This is a genomic window from Pseudomonadota bacterium (genome assembly GCA_023229365.1).
In the GTDB taxonomy this organism is placed as follows: domain Bacteria; phylum Myxococcota_A; class Polyangia; order JAAYKL01; family JAAYKL01; genus JALNZK01.
In genome coordinates, this window is the sequence record JALNZK010000138.1 from 1 (window position 1) to 14190 (window position 14190).

11 protein-coding genes are annotated in these 14190 nt (G+C 69.3%); 6 read left to right on the forward strand and 5 right to left on the reverse strand.

What is annotated here, in order from left to right:
• Nucleotides 1-124: 124 nt before the first annotated feature.
• Nucleotides 125-352, forward strand: a complete 228-nt coding sequence (locus M0R80_27555; protein ID MCK9463395.1) for a hypothetical protein — start codon at nucleotides 125-127, stop codon at nucleotides 350-352.
• On the opposite strand, the gene M0R80_27560 is transcribed toward M0R80_27555, so the two are convergent.
• Both M0R80_27560 and M0R80_27565 read right to left on the reverse strand, forming a co-directional pair.
• Nucleotides 336-2384 (reverse strand): radical SAM protein, encoded by a 2049-nt coding sequence (locus M0R80_27560; protein MCK9463396.1) that lies wholly within the window; start codon nucleotides 2382-2384, stop codon nucleotides 336-338. The two genes, M0R80_27555 and M0R80_27560, sit on opposite strands and share 17 nt — an antisense overlap.
• Nucleotides 2385-2421: 37 nt before the next feature.
• A complete protein-coding gene (locus M0R80_27565; protein MCK9463397.1) occupies nucleotides 2422-3456 on the reverse strand; it encodes a peptide deformylase in 1035 nt (344 codons plus the stop codon).
• 83 nt (nucleotides 3457-3539) lie between these two features.
• Here M0R80_27565 and M0R80_27570 point away from each other — a divergent pair, with 83 nt between their 5' ends.
• Nucleotides 3540-4667, forward strand: a complete 1128-nt coding sequence (locus M0R80_27570) for a VWA domain-containing protein (protein MCK9463398.1) — start codon at nucleotides 3540-3542, stop codon at nucleotides 4665-4667.
• Here the strand turns inward: M0R80_27570 and M0R80_27575 are convergent.
• Together M0R80_27575 and M0R80_27580 are read right to left on the reverse strand one after the other, a co-directional pair.
• The gene (locus tag M0R80_27575; GenBank protein MCK9463399.1) at nucleotides 4664-6238 is read right to left on the reverse strand and encodes a serine/threonine protein kinase; all 1575 of its coding nucleotides are present in this window, start codon (nucleotides 6236-6238) and stop codon (nucleotides 4664-4666) included. The two genes, M0R80_27570 and M0R80_27575, sit on opposite strands and share 4 nt — an antisense overlap.
• A gap of 4 nt (nucleotides 6239-6242) precedes the next feature.
• Nucleotides 6243-7967, reverse strand: a complete 1725-nt coding sequence (locus tag M0R80_27580) for a GH3 auxin-responsive promoter family protein (protein MCK9463400.1) — start codon at nucleotides 7965-7967, stop codon at nucleotides 6243-6245.
• A 108-nt stretch (nucleotides 7968-8075) separates the two neighbouring features.
• Between M0R80_27580 and M0R80_27585 the strand changes: the two genes are divergently transcribed.
• The 4 genes from M0R80_27585 (at nucleotide 8076) to M0R80_27600 (ending at nucleotide 11849) form a co-directional block, all read left to right on the forward strand.
• Entirely contained in the window at nucleotides 8076-9392 is a 1317-nt protein-coding gene (locus tag M0R80_27585) for a hypothetical protein (protein MCK9463401.1), read from the forward strand.
• 11 nt (nucleotides 9393-9403) lie between these two features.
• A complete protein-coding gene (locus M0R80_27590) occupies nucleotides 9404-10108 on the forward strand; it encodes a Smr/MutS family protein (protein MCK9463402.1) in 705 nt (234 codons plus the stop codon).
• A gap of 124 nt (nucleotides 10109-10232) precedes the next feature.
• A complete protein-coding gene (locus M0R80_27595) occupies nucleotides 10233-11249 on the forward strand; it encodes a VWA domain-containing protein (GenBank protein ID MCK9463403.1) in 1017 nt (338 codons plus the stop codon).
• Nucleotides 11250-11309: 60 nt separating this feature from the next.
• Nucleotides 11310-11849, forward strand: coding sequence for a hypothetical protein (locus M0R80_27600; protein MCK9463404.1), 540 nt, complete (start codon nucleotides 11310-11312; stop codon nucleotides 11847-11849).
• Here M0R80_27600 and M0R80_27605 read toward each other — a convergent pair.
• Nucleotides 11850-14190 (reverse strand): amidohydrolase family protein (locus M0R80_27605; protein ID MCK9463405.1); only part of this gene is annotated, 2341 nt, incomplete at its 5' end.

Here is a 14190-nt window from a genome sequence, read left to right on the forward strand (position 1 = left end):
TTACGGAAAAACGTGCATCAAGACTCGTGACAAGATCGATCCGACGAGAAACGCGCATCGAAACCGCGCACGTTCATCCGGCCTGGAGAGATTTTTCCAACCAACCATCTAACCGTTCGGATATTTGCTGAATGAGTGTGAGCTGTATTGTTGGGCGGCGGACGCCAAGGTCGAGAAGTGCGTCGCGAAGGCGGCGGCGAAGATGAAGTCCGGGATGGACGGTGAGTGCGCAGCGTACTTCCTCATCGGCGCAGAGGCCGGCGCGAAGGCCGCCTACGACAAGGCCAAGGCCGGGAAGGAGGGGCGGCCCACGTGTTCGCCCCGGATCCGTCGGGCTAGGGCACGAAGGTGACGATCCCGTCGTACCGCAGGTCGCAAAGCCCCCGGTCGAGCGCGTCGCCGACGTCCTCGGTCGTGCCGACGACCCGGGCCGCGGTGGACAGGAGCGAGGCGCGGCGGACCGGCCGGTCGGAAGGGATGCGCTCCAGGAGCGCGCCCTCGAGGGGGGTCAGGGGCCGCACGCCGACGTCCCACCTATCGAACGGCGCGTGGACATAGACCGTCTCCGGTCGGGCGGGCACGCCCTCTCCCAGCTCGGCCAGCCGCAGGAGGTCGCGCAGGGCGAAAGGCAGCCCGATCTTCTTGCCGTAGGTCGAAACGACGAACCGGTGGTCGCCCGGCCCCGGATCGAGGTCGGCCGCCCGCCCCCCCCCGAGCAGCGCCAGCGTGCTCGCGAAGACCCGCTCCCGCTGCGGGGCGTCGAGGATGATGATCCTATAGAGATCGACCTTCAAGAGCTCGTCGAACGCCCTCATCTCCACGGGACCGGCGCCGCGATCCGCGAGGATGCCGCAGAAGATGCGCCGGACCTCGTCCTCGAGACCGGGGATCCGCGCCGTGTTGGTGGCCTTCCTTCCTTTGCGGTCCAGGAACTCCTTGGTCTCGGCCCCGATTCGGCCGTAGAGCTGCGCCGCGCCCTCGGTCGGACAGCGTCGCCGCAGGTGGTCAAGGCAGTACCGGAAGCGGTTGTAGTAGTAGAAACAGGCCAGCGCGACGTCGTCGAACCGCCGCAGATCCTCGAGCGAGAAGTTGCGGTGGAGCGCGACGTTCCGGTACTCGATGTCGCTCTTGAGGCCGAGCCGCTCAAGCTCCTCGCGCCCGTACCGGATCATCCCGTATCCGTCCGCGTCCTCCTCCAGGGGCGTGCCCTTGATGAGCGTGAGCGGGAAGAGCATCACGAAGGACGGGGCGAGGCTCACGCAGTCGTCGAACGAGCGCTCGAACGACGCCATGGAGTCAGGGGGCAGCCCGAAGATGAGGTCGGTGTAGAAGTTGATCCGGTGGGTCTCGAGCAGACCGCGGATGCCGTCGAAGAGGCTCGGGTTCAAGCCGCGCCGGATGCTCCGCAGCGTCTCCGGGTTCGTCGACTGCACCCCGACCCCGATCTGGCACTGCAGCCGGCCGAACAGCGCGGCCAGCTCCTCGTCCAGCTTCTGGAAGGAGCAGTAGAAGAACAGGGACGTGCGGACGTTGCGTTCGATGATGTGGCGGACGATCCGCTTCGCCCGGGCGGGGTCCAGGTCGAACACCGCGTCGGCCACGTGGATGCAATCGAACCCGCTCGACAGGAGCCACTCGAGCTCGCGCTCCACCCGCGCCGGGTCGAAGCCGCGCAGCGAGTTGTCGCGGTGGCTGAACCGGCAGTAGACGCAGCGGTACGGGCAGCCGCGACCGGTCTCGTACACCATGGCCAGCCCGCACTCCGGCGAACGCTTCACCGCGATGTCGAAAGGAAACGGCGACGGCACGTTCGAGAGGTCGGTCCGGGGTGCGGGGTCGTGGTCCGCGAGGCCGCCGAAGCGCGACGCGAGGGCGAACCCCTGGACGCCGCCGGCCGCCGCCGGCCAGCCGCAGAGCAGGCCGTGGACGATGGCCGGCAGCTTCTCCTCCGACTCGCCGAAGACGAGGCCGTCCACCTCCGGCGCTTTCGCGAAGAACGCGGAGGACTCGGACGCGTCCTTCATCGAGATCTCGGGACCGCCGAGCAGGACGATGCCCTCCGGCGAGGCGGCACGATAGGCGGCGGCCAGGGCGAGGACCTGGGTGACGTTCCAGCAGAAGGTGGAGAAGCCGAGGACGTCCGGCGCCTCCTCGGTGATCGCCGCCAGCATCTCGTCGACGGACTGGACGGTCGCGTTCAGGTAGAGGCACCGGGTGTCGCAGAGGTCGCGGGTCAGCCGGTGCTCCCGCAGCACGGCGGCGCAGTAGAGGATGCCGGGCATGACGTAGAAATGCCTGGGCTTCTGGAACGCGATGGCGCCCCACGCGTCCTGCTCCCCGCCCACGTAGACGAGGAGCACCTTCTTTCGATCGGGAATTCCCATCCCTACCCCCGGCGCGGGCGTCATTTCCCGCCCGCCGTCACCAGCCCCGCCGCTCCTCGCGATCGGTCATCAGGATGCCGTTCAGGTGATCGTACTCGTGCAGGAAGATCTTGGCCTGGTAGTTCTCGAGCGTGTACCCCGTGACGTGCTCCCCCTCGGGAGTGTCGAACTCGACCGAGATCGAGGCGGGCCGCGAGACGATGCTCGACACGCCGTCGATCGACAGGCACCCTTCGGCGAAGCCTGTGTACCACTCGTCCTCTGACCAGAACTCGATGCGCGGGTTGAGGAACACCCGCTGCTCGCTGTTCACGATCGCCGCGAAGGCGCGGCGGTTCACCCCGACCTGCGGCGCCGCTAGCCCCACTCCGCCGAGCGGCCCGAGCGAGTCGAGCATCTTCTGCCCGAACGCGACGACGTCGGGATCGTCGGGCCGCACCGGCAACGACACCTCGTACAGCGTGCTCCCCGGATCCTCCCAGTCCTTGACGAGATCCGCCTCCCCGAACGCTCCGGCGCCGCTCCCGGCCATCGCGTCGAGCTCGTCCTCGGAGAGCGCGGGCGTCGTGGCCGAGTCGTACTCCTCGAGGAACGGATCGTCCCAGACCGTGAAGCTCCAGGTGTAGTCCTCGGCGAGCGCGAGCGACGGATCGCCGGCGTAGGCGGCGCCCGCGGCGATCGTCACCTCGTGCTCCTCTCCCGGCGCCCACACGGGGAACGGGAGGAACCGGAACTCCCGGTTCCCGAGCGCCTCGGCGTAGTACTCCCAGGCGCGGACGGGCTCGCCGTCGACGAAGAGCTGCACGGTCTCCGGGTCGATGAAGTCGCCCTCCGCGCCGGCGGAGAAGCGGACGTGGATCTTCCCGTTCACCCACACCGAGGAATAGTTCTCCGGCTCGACCTCCTCGACGGTCAACCCGTCGGGCTCGGTGTCGGTGTCGGAACCCGTGTCCGTGCCCGTGTCCGAATCCGTGTCGGTGCCGCCGTCCGGGTCCGCATCGCCGCCGTCGTCACACGCGAGCGCGGCCATCGCCGCGAGCCCGCAAACCACCACCATCGCCTGGAACCGCATGTCGCCTTCTCCTAGTGTCGCAAGACCGCAAACGCATGATACGCTTGGCGAGGGCCCGCTAGAAGTGCCCCGAGGAGTGATTCATGAAGAACGTACTGATTTGTCTATTGGCGGTCGCCGCGCTCTCCGCCTCTGGCTGCTATAGGATGCGCCTCGATCTCGTGGACGCGTCGGTGCAGAAGCCGAGCAACGTCGCCCTGTTCTTCCAAATGGACGACGAGGACGGGAACCCCAAGCCGGGTGTCGCGGCGGAGCAGTTCGAGATCTACGAGGACGGGAAGCTCATCTCGACCTTCGAGAGCAAGCAGACGATCCTCAACCCGGAGATCTCTACGGTCCGCTACACGCTCCTCCTGCTCGACATGAGCGGCTCGGTCGTGGAGTCCGGCCAGGTGCCCCAGCTCCAGGAGGCGGTGGGCGCGTTCCTCGAGGGGATCGGCGAGAACGAGAAGATCGCCATCTACGCCTTCGACGGCCGCGAGGAGATCCTGCCGATCGCGGAGTTCGGGGCGCGCGAGGCGACGCTCGCGCGGAAGAACGAGCTCCTGACGAAGTGGGATTCGAAGGATCCGTCGACCAACCTGCACGGCGCGATCGTCCAGGGGGTGGCGGCGCTCCAGGACGCCAAGGCGAAGTCGGAGGTGCCGCTGCGCTTCGGCACGCTCGTGATCTTCACGGACGGGACGGACCGCGCCCACCGGGAGACCGCCGAGAACGCGACCGCCGCGATCCGCGATTCGGAGACGACCACCTTCGTCATCGGGCTGGGGGGCGAGGTGGATCAGGCGGAGGGGGAGCGGTTCGGGAAGGACGGGTTCGTCCGCGCCGCGGACAAGGCGGCGATGAAGGCGGCCTTCGAGGAGGTGGCCGAGCAAATCAACGCCCGCGGCCGCAGCTACTACCTGCTCTCCTACTGCAGCCCGTCGCGCGCCGGCAGCCACGAGCTCGAGGTGGTCGCGGTGCTCGAGGATCAGAAGGGCAGGCTGGCGTACCAGTTCGACGCCGAGGGCTTCGAGCCCGATTGCGATCCCAACAAGACGCCGGAGTTCGAGATCCCAGACGCAGGCGAGGCGGCCGCCGCGCCTGAGCCGGACGCGGACGCGAAGCCCGAGGCCTCCGTGAAGGTGAAGGCCGAGGCGAAGGAGCCGAAGCCGAAGGCCGAAGACAAGACGAAGCCCGGCTTCCAGACCGACAAGGCGACCGCGTTCTAGTTCCCCAGCCCCTGGAAGAACCGCTTGATCTTGGAGCCGCGCTTCGCCTTCTTGGACGAGGGGTCGGCCGGCTCGGCGGGCGCCGGCTGCTCCCCGGGCTCGGCTGGGGCCGCCTTCGGCTCGGGCGGAGGCTCGGCCGCCTTCGGCGCCGCCGGCGTCGCGGCCGCCTTCTCGTCGGGGATCACGTCCTTCGCCTTCACGTCGACGATCTGATCCTCGTTCGGCGTGATCGAGACCTTGAACGGCTTGCGGCCGCGCGCCTCGACGCGCAGCGGCACGAGCGCCTCGCCGCGCTCGACCTTGAACGGGTTGCGCGTGACGAGGTAGCCGTCCCAGTAGATGTCCGCGCCGGACGCGGCGCCGGTCACGGTGATCGTCACGGTATCCTCTTCGTCGCCGCCGCCCGGAATCATGATCAGCGCCAGGATGATCAGGAGCAGCGCGCCGCCCGCGATCGCGAGCAGGCGCCGCGTCCCCCTCCGCCCGCCACCGAGCCTGTCGACGATCCGACAGGCGCGCGGGATGCGCCCGATCAGCTTGACCGCCCGGCTCTCGATCCTGTCGAGCGGCCCGGGGGCGCGCTCCCTGAGCACCTGATCGAGCACGTCCTCGGCCACGCCCGTGCGGCCGCGGTCCATCGACTTCCCCAGATCGCCCGAGGCGACGCCCCTCGCGCCGAGCCCCTCCCCGAGCTGCGTCAGCGTGTCCCGTCGCCGCGCGAACCCGGGCAGGCGACGCAGCGCCTCGAGCATCTCCGCCGCGGTCTGGAAACGGTCCGCCGGATCGCGCGCGAGCGCCGGGCCGATCACCGCCGCCGCCTCGTCGGGGAAGTCGGGGTTCACGTCGTGCGGCGGCCGCGGCTCCTCGGTGAGCACCGAGACCAGCAGCTCGCCGTAGCTCTCTCCGACGAACGGGCGCCCGCCCGTCAGCATCTCGTAGAGGATCACGCCCATCGAGTAGAGATCGCTCCGGTGGTCGAGATCGGCCGCGCCGCGCGCTTGCTCGGGAGACATGTACTCCGGCGTGCCGAGCAGCGAACCGTCTTTCGTGAGCTTTGTCTGCCCGACGGCCTCGTTGATCTTGGAGATGCCGAAGTCTATCAGCTTGATCGTCGGCGGCTCGCCCGCCTGGTGCGCGATGAAGATGTTGTCCGGCTTGAGGTCGCGGTGAACGATGCCGTGATCGTGCGCCGCCTGCAGCGCGTTGAGCGCCGGCTCGAGGATCCCGCAGGCGGTGGCCACGTCGAGGACGCCGACGCGGGCGATCATGGCCGACAGGGACTCACCCTCGAGGTACTCCATCACGAGGAACGGCTCGCCCTCGGGGGAGACACCGACGTCGAGCACGTCGATGACGTTCTTGTGCCGGATCGCGGCCGCGCTCTGCGCCTCGCGGTAGAAACGGCGGACGACCTCCTCGTTCGACGCGAGCTCGGCGTGGAGGAACTTGACCGCGACCTGCCGCCCGATCAGCACGTGCTCGCCGCGGTACACGCGGCCCATGCCGCCCTCGCCGAGCAGCTCTCTGATGTGGTACTTTCCCTCGAGCGTCAGGCCCTTGTAGTCGATCATCACATCAACTCGGCGGCTCCGAGAGCCGCTTCATCCGCTCGCGGTCGACGGACGTCGACGAGAGGTGGAGCCACTTGAGCTGCCCCTCGTGCGCGCCCTCGGCGAGCCGGAGCGCGCGATACCTTTGGAACGCCTCCGCGCCGAGCGGGATCACCTCGATCGGCTTGAGCCGCTCGCTATGCCGCTTCGCGTCGTACTCGACGTTGATCTCGCGGAGCATCGCGTCCACCGCAGCGCCGAACCGCGCTCGATCCGCCGCGTCCGTCTCGCCGAGCAGCTCGACGTAGAGCTCGTACAGATCCCGCTCGGGGTTCGCGTACCCGACGAAGAAGTCGCAGCGCACGGCGCTCTTCTCCGCGGCGCGCCGCACCGCCTCGATGAACTGGGCCTCCGAGACCTTCTCGCCCTGGATGCTCGTGACCCCCTTGCCCTTGAACAGGAACTTCAGGATCGGGCCGCGGTTGTGAGCGCCCACGACCTCCACGATGTCGTTCATGTCGTAGCGGAACAGGCCCGAGAAAGTCGTGACGTAGACGTAGTAGCGGGCGCCGACCTCGAGCTCGTGCGCCATGAGGAACCGCCTGTCCGCCGCGTCCTCCTCCTCGACCCTGGAGAACTCGTAGAACCCGGACAGGAGCGCGAGCAGCGAGCCGTTCGTCGCCGGATCGATGAGGTCCGCGGCGGTGATCTCGCTCGCGATGTAGCCGAAGTCGAGCACCGGCGTCCCCTCCCTGAACCAGGGCCTGAGCTTCGGCAGCACGAGCGCGCAGTTGCCGTTGGTCCAGGTGTGCACGAGCTTCAGGTTGGGCCAGTAGGCGGCCGGCCTGAACCCGCCGGCGGAGGACGCGATCCGGTCGAGCTCCCGGGCGCGCTCCGCGCAGGGCGAGAGGCGCTCCTCGATCGCGCGCCGGATGTGCGGCTCGATGTCGAGCCCCGGCCTCAACGCGCCGTCGCGCACGTCGCGGATGATCTCCTCCTTCCAGAGATCGGCCTTGGTCGCGAGGTTGAGCACGGTCGCGGGGTTGCCCGTGAAGATCGCGGTGACGTCCGCCGGCACGCCGAGCCGGAGCAGGCAGTACGCCTTGGCGTCGTAGTCCTTGATCGTGATCACGTCGTAGGGGACCGTGTGGACGAGCTTCACGAACTCGGGGATGTTCTTGTAGATGAGCCCGGACAGGGAGCCGTACGGCGTGCCGCCCTCGGTGATCCCCTCGACGGCCGGGGACACGATCGTGAAGTCCTGCCCCGAGTAGATCCCCGGGAAGTGGCGCGACAGCCCGTAGAGCCACAGCTTGCCGCGGTTCTTGATCGTGCGCTCGAAGTTGTACGGCGAGATCGGGATCAGCTTGGGGAGCGCGGTCGTGCCGCTCGTGCGCGTGTACATGAGCGGCTTGCCCGGGAACAGCACGCCCTCCTCCCCCTTGGCGTGGCGCTCCACGTACGGCCGGTGCCCCTCGTAGTCGCGCACCGGGACCTTCGAGCGGAAGTCCTCGACGGATCGGACGGCGCCGAGGCCGTGCTCGCGCCCGAACACCGTGTCGGCGGCGACCGAGACGATCTCCGCGAGGACCGCGCGCTGGGCGGCCTCCGGGTCGCGCGAGGCCCGCTCGTACCGGGCGTAGAGCTTGCGCCCCGGGATCGCGAGGACGCGCTCGACGTTCCGCGCGAGGACGCGGTTGACGAGCCCCTTGACGCCGCCGCCCGCGTTCGATCTGATGCCAGACTCCACGTCACCTCCCGGCCCCCCCGGATGAAACAGGATTTTTCACTCGGACACAAGCCGGCCCGGCCGCGAGTTTCTTTGCCATCGCCGTCCCGAGCGGGCTACCCTCGCCGCATGAAGCCGTGGCGCGCCCTGTGGAGCATCCGGCGCGAGGAGGGTCCCGCGGCCGCCTGCATGTCCGCGTGCTTCTTCTGCATCATCGCCGTCTTCTGGATCCTGAAGCCGCTGAAGAAGGGGCTGTTCGTCGAGCAGTACGACCTCGCGGGCTTCGAGCTCCTCGGCCTCCACCTGCGCGCCGCGCAGGCCGAGCTGCTCGCCAAGATCCTGAACGCCGCGGCCGCGTTCGGCGCCATGTGGGCGATCTCCGCGCTCTCGCGCCGCTACGACCGCTCCCGACTCGTCTCGATCCTGGCCGCCGCGCTCGCGGCCTCTTGCGTGGCGTTCGCCCTCGCGCTCGGGCGCCCCACGGGCCCCGTCGTCTGGTCGTTCTACGTCTTCGGCGACGTGTTCAACATGCTGCTCGTCGCCGCGTTCTTCGCGTTCGTGAACGACAGCGTCACCCCGGACGCCGCGAAGCGGATCTACGGCCCGGTCGTGCTCGGCGGCGTGCTCGGCGGCGCGTTCGGCTCGACGATCCTCGCTTCGACCGTCCGCGCTTTGCCGACCTCGGCGTGGCTCCTGATCGCCGCGGTCGGGACCTGCGCCGTCGCCGCGGCGGCACGGCTCTCCGATCGCTTCACCGCCCCCCTGCGCCCGTCGCTCGAGACCCTTGCGGGCACCCCGCCGCCCGCGACCGGCGCCGCCGTGATCGAGGGTCCCCGCCTCGTGCTCGGCTCGCGCTACCTCCTCGCGATCGCGGCGATCGTCGGCCTGTACGAGCTCGTCTCCACGCTCTCGGACTTCCAGTTCACGGAGGCCGTGTCGCACTACCTGGACGGGCGGGACATCCGCGCCCACGTATCGACGGTCTACATGATCACCAACGCGGTCTCCGCCGTGGTCCAGATCTTCGCCACCGGCTTCGTCCTGACGCGGCTGGGCGTCGGCCGGGCGCTGCTCGCGCTCCCCCTCGCCGTGCTCGCCGCTTCGGCGGGCTTCCTCGCGCTGCCCGTCCTCTGGGCCGGGAGCCTCCTGAGCGTGGCCGACAACGGGCTGAGCTACTCGATCAACCAGTCCGCCCGCGAGGCGCTCTACGTGCCGACCTCCCGGGCGGAGAAGTACCGGGCGAAGGCGTTCATCGACGTGTTCGTGCAGCGCTTCGCCAAGGCGATCGCCGTCGGGCTCGGCCTCGCGCTCTCGGCGGCGTTCACCGCGTTCGACGACGTGCGCTGGCTGTCGCTCGTGACGATCCCGCTCGCCGGTCTCTGGATCGCGGCGGCGCGCTTCGCGGGAAAGCGTTTCCTGGAGCTCTCGCGCGAGCCCCGGGAGTGAGGAGGGCCGACATGGTCCGCGGTCGCAAGAAGAGGCGTGAGAAAAGCGAGGGCCGCGCCGACGGCCCGAAGGCGGGCTTCGCCTACAAGCCGTTCGCCGAGCTCAAGGTCGCGGTGCCCCGGAGGCCGCCGCGGGCCCCGGAGCCGGTCGTCGAGGAGCCCGTCGAGGCCGCGCCGCCGCCCGCGAGCGACGAGGACGCCTTCGCCGCGCTGGCCGCCGGGACGATCCCGCTCACGGGCGCCGTCCCCCTCGCGCCGAAGCGGATCGAGCCCAGGCCCGCACCCCTGCCGCCGGACGACGCGGCGCTCGTCATGCGGGAGCTCGACGAGCTCGTCCACGGCGCGCGTCCCTTCGACTTCGCGGACACGGAGGAGTTCGTCGAGGCGGCGGTGCGCGGCTTCGACAACCGCGTCCTGCGCCGCCTACGCCGCGGCGACTTCTCGGTGCAGGGCCACCTCGACCTCCACGGCATGCGGCGCGAGGAGGCGCGGCAGCGGGTCGCGGAGTTCGTCGTGAAGTCGCACGCCGAGGGCAAGCGGTGCGTGCTCATCGTGCACGGCCGCGGCCTGGGCTCCAAGGACAACATCCCGGTGCTCAAGGAGAAGCTCCAGGCGTGGCTCACGCGCGGCGCCATCGGCCGGCACGTGCTCGCGTTCACCTCGGCGCGCCCCTGGGACGGCGGCACCGGCGCCGTGTACGTCCTGCTCCGGAGCTGAGGTCGAATCGCGCCGGGGAGGATCCCGGTCGGGGCGCGGAATAATTTGCTAGAATCCGGTTCGGAAAGACACTAACCGAACAGAACGCGCTGCTGCGCCGGGTGTCCGCCCGGGGAGGTCGTCCATGACGAAGATGTCGATTTCGTTCTTCTGCGGCATCGCCGCCGCGGCGCTCGGCTGCAACGGCGTCGGCGACGACCGGGACGACGGGACCTCAGACACGGACACCGACACCGACACGGATGTCGACACGGACGCCGATTCCGACACGGACGCCGATACCGAGTCCGATTCGTTCTGCGACGAGCTGAACATCCCGATCTACAACGACCCGGCGCGCGTCATGCTGCTGATGGATCACTCGTCCTCGATGGCCGGCGGCAACTGGGACATCGCGCGGAACGCGGTCTACGACCTCTTGACGACGTTCGCCCCCACCTCGCTCGAGTTCGGCCTGGACACGTTCCCGGATCCGACCACCAACGGGTGCTACGTGGCGGCGCCGGTCGTCGTGGACTGCGGGCCGGAAACGGAGGGCGACATCCAGTCGTCACTCGAGGGGATCGGCACCGTCTCGATGACGCCGCTCCGGGACGCGCTGAACAACTTCATCGATCCGGACTACGCGCCGGGGTGCTGCTCCACGGAGTACAACAAGTACATCATCCTCCTGGCCGACGGCGAGGACTCCTGCGGCGGCCTGGTCTCCGACCTGATCGACGTGACGACCACCCTCGTGAGCCTGGGGATCCGGGTCATCGTCATCGGGTTCAACGTGAACATGTCGGTCGAGCAGCTCAACGCAATCGCGTCCAATGGCGGCACGACGTTCACGACCTACCTCAACGCGAACGACGCGGACTCCCTCACCGCGGCGTTCAACACGATCGGAACGTCGATCATCAGCTGCGTGTTCACGATCGGCGAGCCGGACGCCTCGGCCAACCCCAACCTCGTCAACTTCTACTTCGACGACGCGCTCGTCTACATGGACGAGGACTGCTCGTCCGGCTCGGGCTGGCGCTGGGCGAACGACGACCACACGCAGGTCGAGTTCTGCCCGGACTCGTGCGATCTGCTCGGGAGCGGCGCGGTGGACGAGATCACCGCGACGTTCGGCTGCGACACCATCATCGAGTAGCCTTCCCCCCGCTTTTTGGCTATCGTGTTTCCCGAAACCTAGCAAGAGAGGGAGGGAGACATGAGGAAGCTCATCGCGACGGCCATGGTCCTGTCCGCCGGGCTCTGGATCGCCTCGTGCACGGAGCCTGCCACGGACGCCGACATCCAGGAGATGTGCGAGCACCTGAACAAGGTCAGCGCCGAGATCGACGCGACGCCCGCAGAGGAGCGGGTTGCCAAGGTCGAGGCGGACTTCGCCGATCAGCAAAAGGCGATCGAGTCGAAGCGGGACGAGGAGCTCGCGACGATGGACAAGGAGCGCGACGGCAAGCTCGGCGCCCTGAAGAAGGCCGAGGAGAAGGCCGCGGTCGGGACCGAGTACGACGGCAAGAAGGCCGAGAAGACGGCCGAGTTCCAGGGGATGATCGACAAGCTGGGCGCGGACAAGGCCGCGATGATCAAGCAGGCGCGGGAGAAGGCCGAGGCGGACGCGGACGCCGCGAAGCAGGCCGTCGACAAGTGCGTGGCCGAGAACCAGGGGATCGGCGTGTCCAAGGAGATCGCGCGGTGCCGGATCGGCGTCGCGACCGCCGACGAGTACTGGACCAAGTGCAAGTAGCTACGGCCCGATGTCCGCCGCGCCCCGCGGCTGCAGCTTGAAGTGGTAGAACCCGTAGCCGTGGATCCCGGCAAGGAACGAGAACGCGGCGCCCACGGCGTACGTGTTGTCGAGCGCCGGGTAGATCAGGTCGTCGATGCGCAGGTTCCCGGTCACCTCGAACTCGTCGTAGTCGCTCGGCGAGTCCGGGTTGGCCGTCACGACCAGGACGTCCTCCACGCGCACGAGCATCGACTCGTACCCCTCCGCCGCGGCGCCGCCTGTGGCGATCGTCGACGGATCCGCGACGACGATGGGCCCGAACGGCAGCGTCATCCCGGCGTCGACGACGGTCGTCGTCGTGGCCTCGATCTCGGACATGCCGTAGTACTCGGCGTAGGTGCCCGCGACGTCCACGCGGTTCCCGACCTCCACGCCGGGCGAGGCGCCGCCGGTGAACACGAAGATCCCGGTGAACGGCTCGAGCGAGTCGTCCTGGATGTAGAAGCCGCGGGAGCCGCCGCTGTCCGGGCGGACCGCCGTCACGTACGCGTCCCGCACGAGCACGTCCGTACCATCCTCCGGATGCCCTGCGCTGCTCGGATCGCGGATCTGGTCGATGCTGTACTCGCACACCTCGAAGCCCGGGTTCGGGGCCGCGCAGGCGTCGCAGGCGTCGCCCTTGCCGTCGCCGTCCGCGTCCGCCTGATCGGCGTTCGCGATCCCGGGGCAGTCGTCGCTGCCGTTCGGGACGCCGTCGCCGTCCAGATCGTTCGCGTCGAAGCCCTCACACGCGTCCGTCTCGTCGAGCGGGCACGGATCGCAGACGTCGCCGAGGCCGTCCGAGTCCCCGTCGGCCTGCGCGCTCTCCAGGAGGCGCACCGGGTTGAAGACGGTCGGGCAGTCGTCCGCGACGTCCGCGATCCCGTCGCCGTCGCCGTCGTCCTCCGTGACGCCCGCCGCGTACGTGTCCCGGTACGGCACGCATGTCGGCTCGCCCACGGGCGCGCCGCAGACGGCGATCGGGAAGTAGAGCTCGGCCGCCGCCCGGATCTCGGAGAACGAGTGGCCGCCGTTGCTGTCCGCCTCGGCGCAGAACCGCTTCGCGCGGCTGCACACGTCGACGGCGTCGCACGCGGAACCCCCGAAGACCGCGTCCGCGACGAGCGCGTCGTCGCCGTAGAGCGCCTCGCCGCCGCGGAGCACGAGCACGACCTCGGCCTCGGTCGCGGCGATCACGGCGCGGTGGTCGGCGTTCGTCGCGCCGTCGAAGACCGCGATGTCCGCGACGTGCCCCACCTTGAGCAGGCCGAGCCCCTGCTCGACGCCGAGCGCGAGCGCCGCGTTCGTCGTGACCATGCGCCACAGCTCCGCGTCCGAGAAGTGGTGGCCGAAGTAGGTCGCGTTCAGCTCGTCCGCGCACCTGAGCTCCCGCAGCATGTTCACGGAGCCGCTCGGCAGCCAGTCGGTCCCGAGCGCGACCACCACGCCCATCGTGTCGAGCAGCGTCACCGGCGCGGTGTTCCCGTACAGGCTGATGTTGGTGCGCGGCGACCAGGAGACCGACGCGCGCCGCTGGCCGAACAGATCCGCGTCCGCCGCGGTCAGGGGGACCGCGTGGATCACCGAGGTGATCGGCATGAGGAGATCCGTGGTGCCCGAGCTCGTACACAGGAGCTCGTTGCGCGCCTCGAGATCGATCCCCTCCCCGATGTGCGGCACGTAGGCGTTCTCGCCCTCGATCCATTCCGTCGTCGTCGCGGAGGAGCCGTAGTCGCACCCGGACGTATGGAGCTCCCCGCCGCCGTCGTCGAGCGGGAACGTGTCGAGCGCCGTCGCCCGGACCGTGATCCCCTCGAGCAGGTAGGACCTGTCGACGTTGCGCAGCAGCCCCTCCTGCCCGCCCGCGCTCGCGGTCGAGGTCGCGCCGCCCATCACGAACCGGAGCTCCGAGCCGAGGATCTCGGCCTCGGTCGCGCCGCTGTCGTAGGGGAGCACGACCGCCTCGTGCGCGCCGGTGCGCCAGTCGTGGCGGTGCTCGTAACGGATCGTGCCGTGGTCGATCGGGGCGTTGTTCGCGTAGGTGATGTGGTCGTGCACGTTGATGAGCCCGGGCGAGATCACGCCCTCGGCGCAGTCGACGATCGCGGCGTCCGCGGCCTCGGTCGCGTCCTCGCACTCGCAGCCGACGCAGCGGATGACCCCTGTGTCGTCGTAGAACACGCCGCCTCCGTGGAAGACCGTGTCCGGGGCGAGCACCGTGCCGCGCAGCAGCACGCCGGAAGCGCCGAACGTCGTCACCTCGCAGGTTCCCTCGGTGGGCGGGGTGAGCACGACATCCGGGCACGTCACCTCGGCGGGG